General features: G+C 74.4%; 14 protein-coding genes and 1 other RNA gene. 6 read left to right on the forward strand and 9 right to left on the reverse strand.

From position 1 onward, the window contains the following. Positions 1 to 14: 14 nt before the first annotated feature. Positions 15 to 752 (forward strand): zinc ribbon domain-containing protein, encoded by a 738-nt coding sequence (locus tag ACQP04_RS14375; protein WP_433507532.1) that lies wholly within the window; start codon positions 15 to 17, stop codon positions 750 to 752. Next, positions 749 to 1,423 (forward strand): histidine phosphatase family protein, encoded by a 675-nt coding sequence (locus ACQP04_RS14380; protein WP_433507533.1) that lies wholly within the window; start codon positions 749 to 751, stop codon positions 1,421 to 1,423. The genes ACQP04_RS14375 and ACQP04_RS14380 overlap by 4 nt, the downstream gene beginning before the upstream one ends. On the opposite strand, the gene ACQP04_RS14385 is transcribed toward ACQP04_RS14380, so the two are convergent. Then, positions 1,420 to 2,655 (reverse strand): ArsB/NhaD family transporter, encoded by a 1,236-nt coding sequence (locus ACQP04_RS14385; RefSeq protein WP_433507534.1) that lies wholly within the window; start codon positions 2,653 to 2,655, stop codon positions 1,420 to 1,422. The two genes, ACQP04_RS14380 and ACQP04_RS14385, sit on opposite strands and share 4 nt — an antisense overlap. Further along, positions 2,655 to 3,416: a sulfite exporter TauE/SafE family protein gene (locus ACQP04_RS14390; RefSeq protein ID WP_433507535.1), complete on the reverse strand. Its 762-nt coding sequence runs from the start codon at positions 3,414 to 3,416 to the stop codon at positions 2,655 to 2,657. The genes ACQP04_RS14385 and ACQP04_RS14390 overlap by 1 nt, the downstream gene beginning before the upstream one ends. Before the next feature lie 158 nt (positions 3,417 to 3,574). On the opposite strand from ACQP04_RS14390, the gene ACQP04_RS14395 reads away from it, so the two are divergent. The 3 genes from ACQP04_RS14395 (at position 3,575) to ACQP04_RS14405 (ending at position 6,529) form a co-directional block, all read left to right on the forward strand. Then, positions 3,575 to 4,636 (forward strand): hypothetical protein, encoded by a 1,062-nt coding sequence (locus tag ACQP04_RS14395; protein WP_433507536.1) that lies wholly within the window; start codon positions 3,575 to 3,577, stop codon positions 4,634 to 4,636. A gap of 107 nt (positions 4,637 to 4,743) precedes the next feature. Further along, positions 4,744 to 5,137: RNase P RNA component class A (gene rnpB / locus ACQP04_RS14400), an RNA gene on the forward strand. 189 nt (positions 5,138 to 5,326) lie between these two features. Continuing rightward, positions 5,327 to 6,529: a glucuronyl esterase domain-containing protein gene (locus tag ACQP04_RS14405; protein ID WP_433507537.1), complete on the forward strand. Its 1,203-nt coding sequence runs from the start codon at positions 5,327 to 5,329 to the stop codon at positions 6,527 to 6,529. A gap of 7 nt (positions 6,530 to 6,536) precedes the next feature. On the opposite strand, the gene ACQP04_RS14410 is transcribed toward ACQP04_RS14405, so the two are convergent. The 7 genes from ACQP04_RS14410 to ACQP04_RS14440 form a co-directional block, all read right to left on the reverse strand. Next, positions 6,537 to 8,426: a helix-turn-helix domain-containing protein gene (locus ACQP04_RS14410; protein WP_433507538.1), complete on the reverse strand. Its 1,890-nt coding sequence runs from the start codon at positions 8,424 to 8,426 to the stop codon at positions 6,537 to 6,539. A gap of 91 nt (positions 8,427 to 8,517) precedes the next feature. Next, positions 8,518 to 10,464, reverse strand: a complete 1,947-nt coding sequence (locus tag ACQP04_RS14415; RefSeq protein ID WP_433507539.1) for a helix-turn-helix domain-containing protein — start codon at positions 10,462 to 10,464, stop codon at positions 8,518 to 8,520. 135 nt (positions 10,465 to 10,599) lie between these two features. Further along, positions 10,600 to 11,841 carry an LLM class flavin-dependent oxidoreductase gene (locus tag ACQP04_RS14420; protein WP_433507540.1) on the reverse strand — a complete coding sequence of 414 codons (1,242 nt, stop codon included), beginning with the start codon at positions 11,839 to 11,841 and terminating at the stop codon, positions 10,600 to 10,602. Further along, entirely contained in the window at positions 11,838 to 12,620 is a 783-nt protein-coding gene (locus ACQP04_RS14425; protein WP_433507541.1) for an SDR family NAD(P)-dependent oxidoreductase, read from the reverse strand. Before ACQP04_RS14425 ends, ACQP04_RS14420 begins: the two co-directional genes overlap by 4 nt. Positions 12,621 to 12,634: 14 nt before the next feature. Next, positions 12,635 to 13,408: an alpha/beta fold hydrolase gene (locus ACQP04_RS14430; RefSeq protein WP_433507542.1), complete on the reverse strand. Its 774-nt coding sequence runs from the start codon at positions 13,406 to 13,408 to the stop codon at positions 12,635 to 12,637. A gap of 47 nt (positions 13,409 to 13,455) precedes the next feature. Further along, a complete protein-coding gene (locus ACQP04_RS14435; protein WP_433507543.1) occupies positions 13,456 to 14,247 on the reverse strand; it encodes an SDR family NAD(P)-dependent oxidoreductase in 792 nt (263 codons plus the stop codon). 198 nt (positions 14,248 to 14,445) lie between these two features. After that, positions 14,446 to 16,029, reverse strand: coding sequence for an ABC transporter substrate-binding protein (locus ACQP04_RS14440; protein WP_433507544.1), 1,584 nt, complete (start codon positions 16,027 to 16,029; stop codon positions 14,446 to 14,448). Positions 16,030 to 16,206: 177 nt separating this feature from the next. On the opposite strand from ACQP04_RS14440, the gene ACQP04_RS14445 reads away from it, so the two are divergent. Then, on the forward strand, positions 16,207 to 16,875 hold the full coding sequence (locus ACQP04_RS14445) for a TetR/AcrR family transcriptional regulator (RefSeq protein WP_433507545.1): 669 nt from the start codon (positions 16,207 to 16,209) through the stop codon (positions 16,873 to 16,875). Positions 16,876 to 16,976 lie beyond the last annotated feature (101 nt).

Consider the following 16,976-nt stretch of genomic DNA (forward strand, 5'->3'; position numbering starts at 1 on the left):
GGAGGACGAGGGGCGTGAAGGCCGATCCCGCCGCGCAGCGGCGGCTGCTGGACCTGGCCGAGGTCGACGCGGAGCTCACGCGGCTCGCGCACCGCCGCCGGGCACTGCCCGAGCACGCGGAGCTGACCGAGGCCGAGGCGCGCGTCCGGGCGGGCAAGGACGCCGTGGTCGAGGCCGAGACCGCGGCGGGCGACCTGGACCGGGACATCCGCCGGCTGGAGCGGGACGTCGAGGGCGTGCGGGCACGCACCGAGAAGGACCGGGCGGTGCTCGCGGGTTCCGGGGTGAGCGCCCGGCAGGCCGCCGACCTGCAGCACGAGCTCGAGACCCTCGCACGCCGCCAGGGCGTCCTCGAGGACGAGCAGCTGGAGGTCATGGAGCAGCGCGAGGCCCTGGGCGGCAACCTCGACCACTCCCGCCGCGTGCTCGCCGAGGCCGAGGAGCACCTGCAGGCCGTGACGGGCCGCCGCGACACCGCGCTCGCCGACATCGACGCGGCCGAGGGCGGCCGGCGCCGCGACCGCGAGGCGATCCTCCCGGACCTGCCCGAGGACCTGCTCGCCGTCTACGAGAAGCGGCGGGAGCAGGGGCGGGCCGGGGCCGGGCTGCTGCGCGAGCGCCGCTGCGGCGCCTGCCGCCTCGAGCTGGACCGCACCTTCCTGGGCCGGGTCAAGGCCGCGTCGGCCGACGACGTCGTCCACTGCGAGGAGTGCGGCACGATCCTGGTCCGGACCGGGGAGTCCGGGCTGTGACGGGCTCGACCCCGTCGGGCTCCGCCGCGTGGACCGGGCAGAAGGGTGCGCCGACCCGGTTGCTGCTGCTCCGGCACGGCCAGACGCCGTTGTCCGTGGAGAAGCGCTACTCCGGCCTGGGCGATCCCGCGCTGACCGAGCGGGGGGAAGCCCAGGCGGCGGGCGCGGCCGAGCGGATCGGCGCCCTCGGCGGCGTCGACGCCGTCCTCACCTCACCGCTGCTGCGGGCGCGCCAGACCGCCGAGGCCGTCGCCGCGGTCACCGGGCTACCGGTGGAGGTGCGCGACGGGCTGATCGAGACGGACTTCGGCGAGTGGGAGGGCCTGACCTTCGTCGAGGCCCGCGAGCGCGATCCCGAGGTGTTCGCGCGCTGGCTGGGCAGCACGGAGGTCGCCCCGCCCGGCGGCGAGAGCTTCGCCGAGGCCGGGGTCCGGGTCGCCGCCGAGCGCGCGAAGATCGTCGCGGACTTCCCGGGCCGCACGGTCGTCGTGGTCAGCCACGTCACGCCGATCAAGCTGATCCTGCAGGAGGCCCTGGCCAGCGGCAGCTCGATCCTCTACCGGCTGCACCTGGACCTGGCGTCGCTCTGCATCGCGGACTTCTTCCCCGACGGCGGGGCGTCCGTCCGGCTGGTCAACGACACGTCCCACGTGCCCGGCGACCCGTCCTAACCGACGAGGCTCCACACCGCCCACAGGGCCGCGGTGGCCGCGGTCAGGGCGACGGGCACGGTCAGCAGGCCGACGGCGGTGAACGTGCGCAGGCTCGGTGTGCGGGGCAGGACCCGGCGCCACAGCAGCGTGGCCAGCGACCCCACGTAGGTCAGGTTCGGGCCGATGTTCACCCCGAGCAGCAGCGCGAGGACCAGCGCCGGGTGCGGCGCGGGGCCGAGTGCGGCGATGAGCACCAGGGTGGCCGGCAGGTTGTTGACCACGTTCGCCAGCACCGCGGCCACCGCCGCGACCCCGAGCAGCCCGGTCAGCGTCGGCGCGTCCGGCAGGATCCCGGCCAGCCACCCCGCGAGCCCGTGCGTGGCGACCGCGGCGACCACCACGCCGAGCGCCAGCACGAACACGCAGAACAGCGGGGACGTCCCGCGGACCAGCCCGGCGACCCCGATCTCCCGGCGGACGACCGCCCGCACCGCGAGCACCACGGCACCGGCCGCCGCCACCCACACCGGCTCCACCCCCACCGTCGACGAGGCACCGAAGCCCGCCAGCGTGAGGGCGAGGACGACGAGCGCGAACCGGGGCGTGCGCTCGCCGTTGCGCCTCGCGGGCACCGGGACGGACTCGCCGAGATCACCGCGGAAGAAGCTGCGGAGCACGCCGTACTCCACGGCGAGCGTGACCAGCCACGGCAGCAGCATCAGGCCCGCGAAGCCGAGGAACGACAGCCCCGACGCCTCGAACACCAGCAGGTTCGTCAGGTTCGACACGGGCAGCAGCAGCGAGCCGGCGTTGGCGAGGTGGACCGAGGCGTAGGCGTGCGGGCGCGCGGGGAGCCGCAGCCGGGCCGTCGTCGCGAGGACGACCGGGGTCAGCAGCACGACGGTCGCGTCGAGGCTCAGCACCACCGTGACCGCCGTGGCCGCGGCGAAGACCAGCCCGAACAGCCGCGGGGCCCGGCCCCGGGCGGCCACCGCGAGCCGGGCCCCGAGCCAGCCGAACACGCCCTCGGCGTCGGCGAGCCGCCCGAGCAGCAGGATCGCGGCCAGGAAGCCGACGGTCGGGCCCAGCTCGCCGATCTCGGCCACGGCCGCCGGGAGGGGCAGGAGTCCGAGCGCGACGACCAGGACCGCCGCGGGCACGGCCGCGGCGGCCTCCGGCAGGCCGCGGGGGCGCAGGACCGCCACGGCCAGCACCACCGCGAGGAGTGCGACCGCGAGGGCGAGCGCCATCAGTCGAGGAGCAGGTACACGCCGACGGCCAGGCCGAGCACGACCACGAACCAGCGCAGCACGGCGTCGGGCATCCGGCGGGCGATCCGGGCGCCGAGATACCCGCCGACGAGCGTGGTCGGCGCGAGGATCGCGACCGCGGTCCAGTCCACCGGCGCACGGAGCGAGAAGATCACCACGGTGACCGAGGCGGCCACGAGCGAGAGCAGGCCCTTGAGCGCGTTGAGCCGGACCAGGGTGTCGTTGGCCAGCAGCGACAGCACCGAGATCAGGATGACCCCGAGCGCCCCGCCGAAGTAGCCGCCGTAGACGCCGGCGAGGAACACCGCCGGCAGCAGCCACGCGGTGCGGTCCGGGGCGTCGGGGTCCGGGGTCCCGATCCAGCGTTTCAGGTACGGGCCGAGCGCCATGACGACGCTGGCCAGGATGACCAGTGCGGGCACGACGGCGTCGAACACCGAGCCCGGCAGGACCAGCAGCAGGATGCAGCCGACGACCGAGCCGAGCGCCGCCATGATGCAGGTCAGGACGATGCGCCGGCGCTGTTCGCGCAGCTCCCGCCGGTTGCCGACGACGATCCCGACGTAGCCCGGCCACTGTGCGATCGAGTTGGTGACGTTCGCGGCCAGCGGGTTCAGCCCGACCGCCAGCAGCGCGGGGAAGACCAGCAGCGAGCCGCCGCCCGCGATGGCGTTGATCGCGCCGGCCACCAGCCCCGCGACGAGGAGGAAGACCAGCTGACCCGGCGACGCGCCCACCACGGCCGGAACAGTAGACGGCCGCCCGGCGGGCCGCTCGGCCGTCGTCCGTAACGTCCGGGTGCCGCAGGTGCGAGTTACTGCATGGCGCAACGGTCGGGGGCCGGGAGCACGATGGGGTGGGGTCCCGGTGCCGAGCGGGGCCGTGGGGGGAGTCCGCGATGACGCAGCGCTGGGGTGTGGTCCTGGCGACGGTGCTGATCCTCGCCTGGTGCGTGGTGCCGATCTGGCTGCTGCTGCACCGGCCCGAGGGCGCCACGCGCGCGGTGCGGGCGGCGGTGGCCGGGGTGGTCGCGGTCGTCGGGCTCGGAGCGCTGCTGGCGGCCTGGGTGGGGACCTCGTCGGGGGAGGGCACGCTGCGGACCTTCGTGACCGGTCCGACGACGGCGGCCCGCCCGCCGTTGGCCGCTCCGGCGCCGGCGCTGTCCTCCACGGCGTCCTCCACGGCCTCGTCGACGACGTCGCCGGCCGAGGGCGCGACCGGGGCCGCGCCGGTCGCGGCCGGCCCGGAACAGCCCGCGGCGCCACCGCCGGAGCGGGTCCTCGCCGACTCGGACTCGGTGGACTCGCAGGACTCCTCGGGCTCCACGGATTTCGCGGATTCCGCAGATTCCGCGGACTTCTCGGAGACACCGCCCCAGGCCTCCGCGGACACGGGCGACCAGGCACCGCGGCCGCGCGCCGCGGCGGCACCGGCCGACGTGCGCAACGACGCCCCGCCCGCCCGGAGCGCGGCCGGCACCGAGGGCGGGCCGGCGACCCGCCAGGCCGCGGCCGCCCGGCCGGCCGTGCCCGTCGCGGCCCGGCCCGCTCAGGGGCCGGCCCCCGGTCAGAACCCCGCTCAGGGGCCCGCCCCGGTCCAGAACGCGGGCCCGACGGGGCCCACCGCCCCGACGGGCCCGACGCCCGAAGCGCCCACGCCCTCGCCGACCTCCGCCGTGCCCAGCTCGCCGTCGAGCCCGCCGTCGAGCCCCACGGTGGCGCCGGCACCGACGCCGACGACGACGACGTCGCGCCCGCCGCGGCCGTCGACCACCCCGACAGCCCCCACGACGGAGGGCAACACGGCGGCATCCACCCGCACCGCCTCGTCCCCGTCCACCCGGACGTGGACCAAGAAGCGGGTCGCGACCATCCCCACCCCGCCGGCGCCCGTGACGACGCCGCCCACGCCGCCCACCGTCCCGCTCACGACGACCACCACGACCCCACCGCCCGGCTGACGTCCGCGCATCCGCCCAGGTCGAGGGAGTGTGGCCGGGGCCCGCGCACCGCCCGCGGACACGCGTGCACCATGCCGTGATCCGCGCGCTACGATCCGTGGCGCGGACGAGCTGGCCGGGCGACCGCGTCGGCATCACGCCGCCGAGGAAAGTCCGGACTCCGCAGGGCAGGGTGGTTGTCAACGGCAACCCGGGGCGACCCGCGGGACAGTGCCACAGAAAACAGACCGCCGTGCGCCCCCGGGCGCACGGTAAGGGTGAAACGGTGGTGTAAGAGACCACCAGCACCCCGGGTGACCGGGGTGGCTCGGTAAACCCCACCCGGAGCAAGGCCAAGAGGCCTCCCCCGGGAGGCTGCGCAGGTGTTCGAGGACGGCCCGTCCGAGCCTGCGGGTAGGCCGCTCGAGCCTGCCGGCGACGGCAGGCCTAGATGGATGGTCGCCGAACGGAGCGCCGCGAGGCGCCCGGGAACAGGATCCGGCTTACAGGCCAGCTCGTCCGCCCCACGCCCCGGGGGAGACTTCGGGGTGCGGTCACTCTTTCGGTACCTGCACGCGTCATCCGATGGATGGCTCTGCGCCGAGAGTAGTTGCCGGGTGATCACCGGTGTGTAGATTCCGCCTCGTGCGTACCCCGAGCCCCTCGCGTCACCGCGACCGAGTGCACACCGTGACGAGGTGTGCGACGTCGTTGGTCGTCGTCGCGGCCCTGTGCGCCGGCGGCGGCTCGGCCGGACAGCCGCAGCCGGTCCGGACGGCGGCCGTGACACAGGCCGAGAAGACGGTGACGATCGACGGCGAGGACTACCCGAACCCGCTGCGGCTGCACAGCGGCGCCGCCGTCACCACCGCCGCGGAGTGGGAGAACACGCGCCGCGCCGAACTGCTGGCCGACTTCCGCGAGAACGTGTACGGGCAGAGCCTGCCCGCGCCGTCGACGCAGACCTTCACGGTGACGTCGACCGACTTCCCCGCCGTCACGCGCAAGATCATCACGATCACGGTGACCGGACCCGAGGGCACCGGCAGCTTCGAGGTGAAGCTGTTCGTCCCGAAGACCGGCGCCAAGCCCCGGGGCACGTTCCTGATGATCGACCACCGCGGCGAGGTGGGGGACGACCCGGACCGGTCGTCGGGGATCGCACCGGTGTCGACGATCACCGCGGCCGGCTACGCGTTCGCGGCCTTCGACGCGGGCGAGGTCGCTCCCGACGACAGCGGCAGCTACCGCAGCACGATGATCGACCTGTTCCACCCCGCGGACCAGGAGCTGCCCGCGGACGCGGGCCGGGCCATCAGCGCCTGGGCGTGGGGGGCCAGCCGGGCCATGGACTACCTGCAGACGGATCCCGACATCGACCCCACGAAGGTGGCGGTCATCGGCCACTCGCGCAGCGGGAAGGCGGCGCTGTGGGCCGGGGCGCAGGACACCCGCTTCGCGGTGGCGATCCCGAACAACTCGGGCTCGACGGGCACCAAGCTCGCCCGGCGCGGCGACGGCGGCGTCGGCGCGGAGACCGTCGCGCGCATCAACGGCTCGTTCCCGCACTGGTTCCCGCAGACGTACAAGGCCTACGACGACCGCGTGGAGTCGCTGCCGGTCGACCAGCACGAGCTGGTGGCGCTGATGGCACCGCGCCGGGTCGTCGTCGCGAGCGCGACGGACGACGCCAACGCCGACCCCGAGGGCGAGTTCCTGGCCTACCTCGCCGCGGCGCAGGTGTACGAGCTCTACGGGCTGGGCGACACCGGTCTGCCGTCGACGAGCTGGCGACCGCCCACGGACGAGGGGTTCCGCGGTCCGGCGATGAGCTACCACCTGCGCTCCGGCGGGCACGGCCTGACCGGTGCGGACTGGGACATCTACCTGAACGGCGACCTGTTCTCGCGGTGAGCGTCCCTCACCCCAGCGGCTCGCCCATCTGCCGGTTCAGCGCGAGGGCCAGCTGCATCTCGACGGCGCCGTCCGGTTCGCGCCACCGCGTCCCGCCGAGGACGGCCGTGATGCGCTCCAGCCGCTGGTAGACGGTGTTGACGTGGATGCCGAGCGCCCGGGCGGTCGCGGGCGGACTCTGGCCCGCCGAGAAGTAGGACTCGACGGTGGCCAGCAGGGTCGACCCGGTCGCGCGGTCGTACTCCGTCAGCGGGCCGAGGGTGCGGTCCAGCAGACCCCGGACCTGCTGGGTGTCGGCGGTCTCGAGCACCGTGCCGAGCATCCCGAGCTCGGACAGCGAGGCGCCGTGCCCCTCCCGGCCGAGGGCGCGCAGCAGGCGCTGGCAGCGTGCCGCCGAGCGGTGCAGCCCCCGCACCACCCGGGCGGTCGCGCCGGGTCCGGCCGCCCCCGCGGTGACGGGCTGCCCGCTCGCGGTGGTCAGCTCGTGCACGACGAGGCGGGCGGCATCGTCGGCCTCGAGCCCGGGGAGGACCAGGACGACGGTGTCGCCGTGCGTCCCGGCCAGCCCGCCGTGGCGCTCCGCGATGTCGACGGCCGCGCCGAGGAGCGGGTGGTCCGGTTCGGGGACCCCGGCCGGCCGCTCCCCGGCCGCGGGCCCGCCGGCGACGACCACCGTGTGCGGCCGGTCGAAGTCCGCGATGCCGGAGCGCACCGCGCGCCGCTGAAGGACGACCCAGTTCGGCGCGCGGTCGGCCAGCAGGTCGGCCAGCAGCTCGGCCCGCAGCTCGCGGGCGACCAGCGCGGTCTGGCGCCCCATCACGAGCAGCAGGGCCGCGGTCTGTGCGGCGCGCTCCAGGGTGCGTTCGTCGGCGGGGGAGAGGGGGCCGGGACGGACGAGCCGCAGCCGGCCGAGCGACTCCTCGCCCACGCGGATCTCGACCTCGTGCGCCTCCCGGTCGTCGGCGCCGGGCTCCTCGTGGCACTCGGCGAGCACCGTGCCGTCCGCGGCCAGGAGCGTCGCACTCCCGCCGAGGACGCGCCGCACGGCGCGGACGAGCTCGGACACGTCCGTCCGCTCGAGGGCGAGCGGCATGAGCTGCTCGTGGGCGAACGCCGCCCGTTCCAGCGCATGCCGCTGGGCCGCGAGCCGGGCCCCGGCCTCGCGCAGCTCGGCGGTGACGGTCTGAGTGCGCTCGTAGAGGCGGGCGTTCTCGATCACCACGGACGCGTGGGCGGCGAGCGAGGAGAGCAGGGCGATCTCGGCCTGGTCGAAGTCGCGACGGACCCGGTTCGCGGCGAAGAGGGCGCCGATCACGGTGGTGCCGGTCTTCATGGGCACGCCCGCGATGCTGACGATGCCGTCGGCCCCGACCGCGGCCGCCACCAGCGGGTCGTGTCGGATGCGCTCGTCGACGAGGTAGTCCGGGGTCGCCAGCGCCTGCCCGGTCTGGATCACGAAGCCGCCGACCCCGTACCCGGGCCGCTGGCGGACGGCCCGGATGCCCTCGGTCCGCGTGCCGGAGGTGACCCGCATGTAGGCGTCGCCGGTGGCCGCGTCGACCAGGGCGATGTAGGCGGAGTCCGAGCCGAGCAGCCGCCGGGCCCGCTCCACGATCGCCCGCAGCACCTCGTCGCTGCTGCGCAGCGAGGTCAGGTCGCGGGCCGTCGCGTAGAGGGCGGCGCCCTCCCGCTCCCGGCGGCGGCGCAGGTCGAGCAGGTCGCGGACGGCCAGCGCATCGGCGGCGGCGCTCGCCGCGACGGGCGAGCGCAGCCCGGCGACCGCGGCCGTGACGGCCTCGGCCGGAGCGTCGTCGGCGAGCAGCTCGACGACGCGGGTCAGGGTGTCGGCGACGGTCGTCGCCGGGGCCGGTCGTTCGGGGGACTGCAGGGGGGACATCGTCGGCCCTCCGGGACGTGGCACGGACTTGACGAACGATCGTTCAGATAGTGTAGGCGGACGGGAGCGCCCCGATCAACGGTGCGCGGGCTCAGCCGGGGACCAGGTCCTCGAGGGGGATGTGGTCGAGGATCCGGTGCAGCTGCAGGGCGACCTGGACGCTCAGGGAGCCGTCCGGCTCGCGCCAGCGCCGATGGCCCAGCACCCGGTCGATCCGGTCGATCCGCTGGTAGACGGTGTTCGGGTGGAGCTGCAGCGCCTTCGCGGCGGCGCGCGGGTTCTGGCCCGCGGCGAAGTACCCGTCGAGGGTCCGGAGCAGCTCCGCGCCGTGCTCCTCGTCGTACCGCTGCAGGGGGGCGACGGTCTGGGCGAGCAGCGCGCGGACCTGGGCCCGGGAGGTCCCGTCGAGGATCAGGCCCAGCGCGCCGAGCTCGTCGGTCGTCGCACCCTCGCCCTCCCGGCCCAGGGCGAGCAGCAGCCGGTGGCACCGGTCCGCCTGCCGGTGGGCGGCCCGCAGCTCGCGCGCGGAGGCGGCGGGCCCGGCGACACCGGCCGTGACCCGCGCCGACGTCGCCCTGCTCAGCTGTTCCGGGACCTCGCGGGCCGCGACGGCCGGGTCGACGCCGGGCAGCAGCACCACGACGTGGGCCCCGTGCTCGAGGGCGAGGCCGCCCCGGCGGGACGCCTGCGCGGAGGCCGCGCGCACCAGCGACCGGCGCCCGGAGCCCTCGGCCGTCACGACCAGGACCGTGTGCGGACGCCGCAGGTCCAGGCCGCGCGGCCCGGCGCGGCGGGCCCGGCGGTCGAAGGCGGCCCAGTCCGGTTCGCGCTCGGCGAGCAGCTCCTCGACCACCTCCCCGCGCAGCCGCTGTTCGGTGAGCGACACCTGCCGCTCCATGAGCAGCAGCAGGGCCGCGGTCTGCGCCGCCCGCTCCAGGATCCGCACGTCGGTGTCCGGCACCGGCCCCGCGGCCTCGAGGACGAGATGACCGAACCGTTCCCCGCCGGCGCGGATCGGGGCGGCCCACCTCGTGGGGCCGAGGCGCACCGCGCCGGTCGCATCCGCGGCGAGCCCGTCCGTCGGGTCGGGCGGCTGCACGGAACCGGGGCCGCCGAGCCGGACCGCGGCCTCGAGCACCGTCCCGTCCGGGTCGACGGCGGCGACGTCCGCGTCGAGCATCTCGGCCACCGCGCCGACGAGATCGGCCAGGTCGGCCCGGTGCAGCGCCATCGGGATGAGCCGCTCGTGCGCGGCGCTCGCGCGCTCGAGGGCCTCGCCGTGCCGGGCGAGCTCGGCGTTGGCGTCGCGCAGGCGGCGCGCGGTGGCCTCCGCGTCGCCGAACAGCCGCGCGTTCTCGATGACGATGGACGCGTGGTCGGCGAGGGCGGAGAGCAACGAGATCTCGTCGCGTTCGAAACCGCGTTCGTGCCGGTTGGCCACGAACAGCGCGCCGATGACCTCCTCGCCGAGCCGCATCGGGACGCCGGCCATGCTCACGATGCCGTCCTGCACGACCGCATCGGCCACCGCCGGGTCCCGGGTGATGCGGGGATCGGCGAGGTAGTCGCGGGTCGCGAAGGGTTCGCCGGTGGCCACCACCATCCCGCCGACACCGGTGCCCTTCGGCTGGCGCACCGACTCGATCGCCCTGGTCACCGTCCCGAGCGTGATCCGCATGGCGACGTCGCCACGGACCGGGTCGACGAGCGCGAGGTAGGTCGCGTCGGTGCCGAGGAGCTGGCGCGACTGCGCGACGATGGCGTTCAGCGCCTCGTCGACGTCCCGCAGCGCGGCCAGCCCGCGGGCGGTCTCGAGGAGGGCCTGGGTCTCCTTCTCCCGCCGCCGGCGGCGCTGGAGCCTCGTCCGCACGATCGCGCCGCGCCGCAGCGCGTGCAGCAGGGTTTCGCGCCCCGGCCCGGGCTCGCGGGCCTCGACGAGCTCCGCCAGCCGGTGGAAGGCCTCGTCGGGCGCCTCCGTGGCGAGCAGGCGGAGCAACCTGGCGAGCGTCTCCTCGACACTGAGGTCCTCGTCGGGCACGGATCCCTCCGGCTACCGGTGGCTGATCGATCGTTCAGTCACCGGCAGCCTACGGAGCGGTGCACCCCGAGCGGGATCCCACGAACAGCCCAATCCGGGCGACGGCTGCCGCAGACCGTGACGAGGCCGCGGCCGTCACACGGGCGCGGGCGCCCCGAACTTGGCCGCCACCCGCTCCTGGCTCACCTTCGGGGTCCAGCGATCCTCCTCGTCCGCCCAGACGTCCCGCAGCTTCGGGATCACCTGCGTGCCGACCAGGTGGTTGTTCTTCGCCGCCACGTCCTCGGGCAGGTTCCCGACGTGCATGCACGTGATGAGCTGCCCGATCCGCAGGTCGGTGCACAGCGCCCGGACCCGCTGCTCGACGCGCTCGGGGGTGCCGGCGATGATGTAGCCCAGCTCGTCGTACTCCCAGAAGCTCAGCTCGCCGCGCTGCGCCTTCAGCCGCTCCTCCGCCGAGATCGTCTTCGCGCGGGTCAGGTTCTCCCGGATCGAGGCCTGGGAGGTGTACCCGGGCGGGGTGGCCTGCCAGATCGCCGTCGGGTTCTGCCGGTAGAAGTACTTGACCGCCTCGGAGTACTGGCGCTCCGCCTCCTCGTCGGTGTCCGCACAGCAGATGACCTGGGTGAAGGCCATCCGGTTCGGGTTCATGTTCCCGCCCGTGGCCTCGGTGTGCTCCCAGAAGCCCTTGACGATCGGCTCGGCGGACTGCCGGCCCGAGAAGGAGAGATAGCCGTAGCAGTAGTCCAGCGCGTTGACCACGTCCCAGGTCTCGACGCTGCCGCTGCCCGGGATCCACACCGGGATCTCGTCCTGGACCGGCCGCGGCCACGGGTTCACGTACCGGAGCTGCGTGTACTTCCCGTTGAACGCGAAGGGCTCCGTCGCCTTCCAGGCCCGGGTGATCAGGTCGCGGGCCTCGTGGAACCGCTCCCGCAGCTCGACGGGCGGGACGCCGTAGGAGAAGGCGCTGTCCATGGGCGTGCCGAACACGATCCCGGCGATGATCCGCCCGCCGGAGAGCGCGTCGAGCATCGCGATCTCCTCGGCCACCCGGATCGGCGGGTTGTAGAGGGCGAGGGAGTTGCCGCACAGCGCGATCGCCGCGTTCTCCGTGGTCGCGGCCAGGATCGAGGCGATCAGGTTGGGCGACGGCGTCATCGCCAGGGACGTCTGGTGGTGCTCGTTGAGCAGCAGCGAGTCCCAGCCGAGGCCGTCCGCCTGCTGCATCAGCCGGATGTAGGTGTGGTAGTCCTCGCCGACCTGGCGCGGGTCCGCGTAGGAGGCCGGCGGGGTCACCCAGGAGCTCTCGACGGTGTCGCCGTACTCCGGCGGCAGCTTGCTGTAGTACTGCTGGGCGAACCAGTGGAACTTCACTTCTGCGTCTCCAGGGTGCGGTTGGCGGGCGCGGTGGCCATGGCGCCGCCGTCGACACGGTAGGTCTCGCCGTTGACGAAGGCGGACTCGTCGGAGGCGAGGAACAGCACCATGTTGGCGATGTCCTCGGGCTCGCCGACGCGCGGCGAGGCCACCCCCTCGAGCGCGCGGACCGGCAGCTCGGGCACGGCGTCGAGCAGCTGCTGGGTCCGGATCACGCCGGGGGCGATGGCGTTGCAGCGCACGCCGTCCTTGCCGTGCTGGGCCGCGACGAACCGGGTGAGGCCGACGACCGCCGCCTTGGTCGTGCCGTACGCGGTGAGGGCGGGGCTGCCGCGCAGCCCGCCGACGGACGCCATGTTGATGATCGACCCGCCGCCGCCCGCGACCATGTGCGGCAGCGCGTGCTTGCACATCACGAAGATGCTGCGGACGTTCGTGGCGAAGGCGCGGTCCCACATCTCCAGGCTCGTGTCGATCACCGAGCCGTCGGTGAACCAGGCGTCCGGCCCCACGAGCGCCGCGTTGTTGTGGATCACGTCGACGCGGCCGTGCCGGTCGACGACCGCGGCCACGAGGGCCTCGATGGACGCCGCGTCGGTCGCGTCGAAGTGCAGCGCCTCCCCGCCGATCTCCTCGGCGACGACCTTCGCCCGGTCGAGGTCGATGTCGGCGACGACGACGCTCGCGCCCTCGCGCGCCAACGTACGGGCCGTGGCCCGGCCGATGCCGGCGGCACCACCGGTGACCAGGGCGATCTTGCCCTCCACTCGTCCCATGTGGATCCCCTCCCTCAGCCGGCCAGGAAGGCCGACACGGCGGACACGAACTCGTCCTCCTGCTCGACCATCGGGTAGTGCCCGGCGGCCTCGATGCGGTGCAGCCGCGCGTCCGGGATCAGCCGCACGAACTCCTCGGCGTACGAGACGGGGAGCAGCCCGTCGGAGGTCCCGTGCACGACGAGCGTGGGCGCGTCGATCAGCGGCAGCCTGCGGCGCAGCCCGCGGTCGGCGATGGGCCACATGAACTTGGTGGCGGACCCGAGGTTGCGGGCCGAGAACAGGATGGGCGCGTGCGGGTCGTCCGGGTCGGGCACGAAGTTGGTGGGCTCGACGTCGGGCGGCCCCGCGTGCCACTTCGCGGCCTTGACCTGGTCGGCGGGCCCGAACGGGTCGAGCGTCGGCTCGTCGTCGAGCCAGAGGCCGTAGGCGTTGACGAGCACGAGGCGGCGCACGAGCTGCGGGGCGATCGCGGCGAGCTCGGCCGCGAACATCCCGCCCAGCGAGTGGCCGACGACGTCGACGGACCCGAGACCCCACGACTCGACCAGCTCGCGGTAGAACAGCGCGACGTCCTGGACGTCGGTGAAGTGCTCGAAGCCGGTCGAGTTCCCGTACCCGGGCTGCTCGGGCGCGAGCACCCGGTGGTCCGTGGCGAGCCGCTTCAGGAACCCGGCGGCGCCGGGATGGCGCTCGTACCCGTGCAGGTAGAGCAGCGGTGTGCCGGAACCCTCCTCCCACAGCTCGACGTCGAACGTCCCGATGTTCGGGATCTCCAGCGTGGTCATGTCGCTCCCGGTTCGTGAGCAGGTTCTGGTGTGGAGCAGGTCGGAGGTCAGAAGTCCGGGCCGAGCCCGCCGATCGGCGGCATGCCCGAGTGGGCCCACAGCCCGCCGTCGGCGACCAGGTGGGTGCCGGTGACGAAGGACGCCTCGTCGGACGCGAGGAACAGCACGGCGTTGGCGATCTCCTCGGCCCGGCCGTACCGGCCCATCGGGATCGCCTCCCGGATGTCCGACCAGATCTGCGGGGCGGCGTCGTGGAGCCGGTCGATCGGCGGGGTGCCGATGGGGCCCGGGCAGACCGCGTTGCAGCGGATGCCCTTGCGGGCGTACTCGATCGCGGTGACCCGGGAGAGGTTGACGACGCCGGCCTTGAGCACGTTGTAGGCGCCCAGCCCGTAGTCGCCGGCGAGCCCGGACACCGAGGCGGTGTTGACGATCGCCCCGCGGCCCTGCGCCAGCATCGGCACCAGCGCGACCTTGATCGCGTACCAGTAGGCGACGAGGCTCGCGTCGAGCGAGCGCCGGAACCCCTCCAGTGAGAGGTCGCCGACGCGGCCCGACTCGAAGGCGACGTGGTTGTTGTGCAGCACGTCGAGCGCCCCGTGGCGATCCAGCGCGAACCCGATCAGGGCGTCGATCTCCTCGGGCCGCGAGGCGTCGCAGACCCGCGCCTCGATCGTCCCGCCCGCCTCCCGGACCTCGGCCGCGACCTTCTCGGCCGCCGCCTCGTCGATGTCGGCGATCACGACGGCCGCGCCCTCCCGGGCGAAGGTCCGCGCGGTCGCCGCGCCGATGCCCGAGCCGCCGCCGGTGATCACCGCGACCTTGCCGTCGAGCCGCATGCCGGGCCTCCCGTGCTGGTGGGGTGGGGTGCGGGGCGGTTCCGACGAGCGGTGCCCCGCACCCGAGTCTGCGATCGGCGCGGGGGAGGGACAACGGACGGATGCCCACCCCTCGGGCGGGATCCGTGGGTGTTCCTCCACCCGCGCCGCCGCGGTGGCCCGGCGGGGTGCGCCCCCTCCCCACCGGGCCCGTCGGCGTCAGCCCGCGGTGACCCCGACGCCGTAGAAGGTCGGTGCGTAGGCGGGCCGGTAGCCCTCCGGGAACACCGCCCTGTCGGTCCACGCCGACGGCGGGTAGTGCGCGTGCAGCGGGAAGCTCTTGAGGATCCGCTTCTCCTCCTCGATCATCCGGTGCATCGCCGGGAGCCGGGCGTCCCGGGTCGCGCCGCTGAGCGCGTCGAGCCACGCCTTCTCGAACTCCGGGGTGGTGGTGTTCCACGGGTTGGCGTACTGGCCCGGCAGGCTCGCCTGGTACACGGTGGTCGGGTCCTGGAAGGGCGCGCCCATGCCCGGGAAGGCGTTGCCCTCCTGGCGGCCGTAGAAGGTCTGCGGCGTGGTGGGCGACTCGATCACCCGGGTCGTGGCGCGCAGCCCGGACTCCGCGAGCATCGGCACCAGCGCCTCGGCCACCGCGCGGTGGTCGTCGAGGCTGGGCACGAGCATCTCGAAGTCGACGCCGTTCGGGTAGCCGGCCTGCGCGAGCAGCTGCCGGGCCTTGGCCGGGTCGTAGCTGTAGTCCGGGTTGTCCGGGGTCACGGCCTGGTCGAAGGCCCAGTAGTCGGGCGGCATGTACTGCGCGACCGGCTTGCCGAGGCCGAAGAACACGCCGTCGACGATCGCCTGGCGGTCGACCGCGTGCTGGAACGCCTGCCGGACCTCGAGCTTGTCGAAGGGCGGCTTGCCGGTGTTCATGTACATCGACATGATCGACAGGCTCTTGGACTCGGCGGTGTTGAGCCCGGCGCCCTTGGCCTGGTCGGCCTGGGACGGGTCCAGGTAGGTGAGCTCGGCCTGGCCGGTCTGCAGCATGTTCAACCGGGTCGGCGCCGAGGTCTGCACGTAGATCTCGTAGTGCGCGGCCTTCGCGGCCTCCGGGTCCCAGTAGCCCTCGGTGCGGTCGTAGCGGCTGACCTGGCCGGGGACGTACTCGACCAGCCGGGCCATCCCGGAGCCGACCGGCTTCTGGTCGAGGTCGGGGTTCTTCATCGCGGCCGGACTGATCATGCTGCCCGGGGTGCCGCTGAACAGCGCGGGGAGGTTGCCGCCGGGGCCCGACAGGTTGATCCGGACGGTGGTCGGGTCGACGACGTCGGCGCCCGCGACACGGGCCATAGCGCCCTTCTGCGTGCTGCCGTCGAGGGTCTTCATCCGCTCGATGTTCGCCTTGACCGCCGCGGCGTCGAACTTCGTGCCGTCGGAGAAGGTGACGTCGTCGCGCAGCTTCATGACCAGTGCGGTCTCGTTGTCGACGAACTCCCAGGAGGTGGCGAGCTGGGGCACGAGCTCGCCGTTCTCGTTCTCCCGGATGAGCTGGTCGTAGACGAGCCGGAAGAAGATCATGTCCCACGGGTTGGCGGACTTGTGCGGGTCGAACGTGGACGGGTTCTGCACGAAGACGTAGCGGAACGTGCCGTTCGGGTCGATCGTCCCGCCCCCGGACCCGCCGGTTCCGCCGGAGCCACCGGTGCCGCCGCCGCAGGCGGCCAGCACCACCGCCAGGACGGCCAGCAGGACCGCCGCCACTCTCGAACGGGTGCGGCGCAGCGTCGTTGCTGTGGTCACACGGGTCTCCTCGTCTGAGCGGGCCGGGGACGGCGCGGGGCGCCGGACCACCCGGATCCGCCCGCGCGTAGGGACGTCCGTCACTGTGACCGCGGGCACGTCGGGGGACAACGGAAGTCCGACCAGCCGTGGGCCGCGTCGAATGGGCGGACGCACATCGGGTGCGATACTCCGGCCATGTCGACGAGTCCCGGAGCGGGCGGCGCCGCGGACCGCGCCGGCGTCCCGGGCGGCGCGGCCGGGGCGCCCGCGCGCCGGGCCGGCCGCCCGCGGGACCCCGAGGTCGACCGCAAGGTGCTCGAGGCCGCCCTGGAGGTCTACGCGGACCTCGGGTGGGCCGGGTTCAACTTCGAGGCGGTCGCCCGCCGCGCGGGCGTCGGCCGCCCCGCCCTCTACCGCCGCTGGTTGTCCGCGCGGGCACTGCTGGTCGACGCGATCGAGCGCTCGGGCACCCGGATCGACGTGCCGGACACCGGGTCCGTGCGGGACCAGCTGGTGGTGCTCGCCCGCCAGCTCCTCGTCGAGTACCTGGGGGCGCGGGGGATCGCGGGCCTGCGGCTGCTGGTCGACGCCCGCACCCATCCCGAGGTGTTCGCCGACCTCTACGCCCGCCGCAACGAGGAGCGGGTGCGTGCTGCCCGGGCGATCGTCCGCCGCGGCATCGCGCGGGGCGAGCTCGCCGCGGGCACCTCGCCGACCCTCGTTCTCGACGCGGTGTGCGGCGCCATGCTCAACCACGCCCTCGCCACCCCGGACCGGCTGCGCAAGGTCGTGATCGCGGGCGGCGAGCGGTACGCGGCGGAGCTCGTCGACCTCGTGCTGCAGGGACGGCCTGGCGCGGGATGAGGGGCAGGCCGCGGGCCTCCGCCGCCGACTCGAGCGCCTGTTGCGCGCCGCAAGCTCAGCCGTTCCGGCGGGACTGTCGACGACGGCCATCGCGGAATGCC

It is taken from the genome of Pseudonocardia halophobica (assembly GCF_050948485.1).
GTDB lineage: Bacteria > Actinomycetota > Actinomycetes > Mycobacteriales > Pseudonocardiaceae > Pseudonocardia > Pseudonocardia halophobica.

Coding starts and splice junctions, on each gene's coding strand:
- ACQP04_RS14435 (WP_433507543.1), bottom strand. CDS start 14,247: ATGCGGCTCGACGGCAAGGTCGCGGTGATCACCGGCGGCGGCTCGGGC.
- ACQP04_RS14395 (WP_433507536.1), top strand. CDS start 3,575: ATGACGCAGCGCTGGGGTGTGGTCCTGGCGACGGTGCTGATCCTCGCC.
- ACQP04_RS14410 (WP_433507538.1), bottom strand. CDS start 8,426: ATGTCCCCCCTGCAGTCCCCCGAACGACCGGCCCCGGCGACGACCGTC.
- ACQP04_RS14385 (WP_433507534.1), bottom strand. CDS start 2,655: ATGGCGCTCGCCCTCGCGGTCGCACTCCTCGCGGTGGTGCTGGCCGTG.
- ACQP04_RS14430 (WP_433507542.1), bottom strand. CDS start 13,408: ATGACCACGCTGGAGATCCCGAACATCGGGACGTTCGACGTCGAGCTG.
- ACQP04_RS14425 (WP_433507541.1), bottom strand. CDS start 12,620: ATGGGACGAGTGGAGGGCAAGATCGCCCTGGTCACCGGTGGTGCCGCC.
- ACQP04_RS14445 (WP_433507545.1), top strand. CDS start 16,207: ATGTCGACGAGTCCCGGAGCGGGCGGCGCCGCGGACCGCGCCGGCGTC.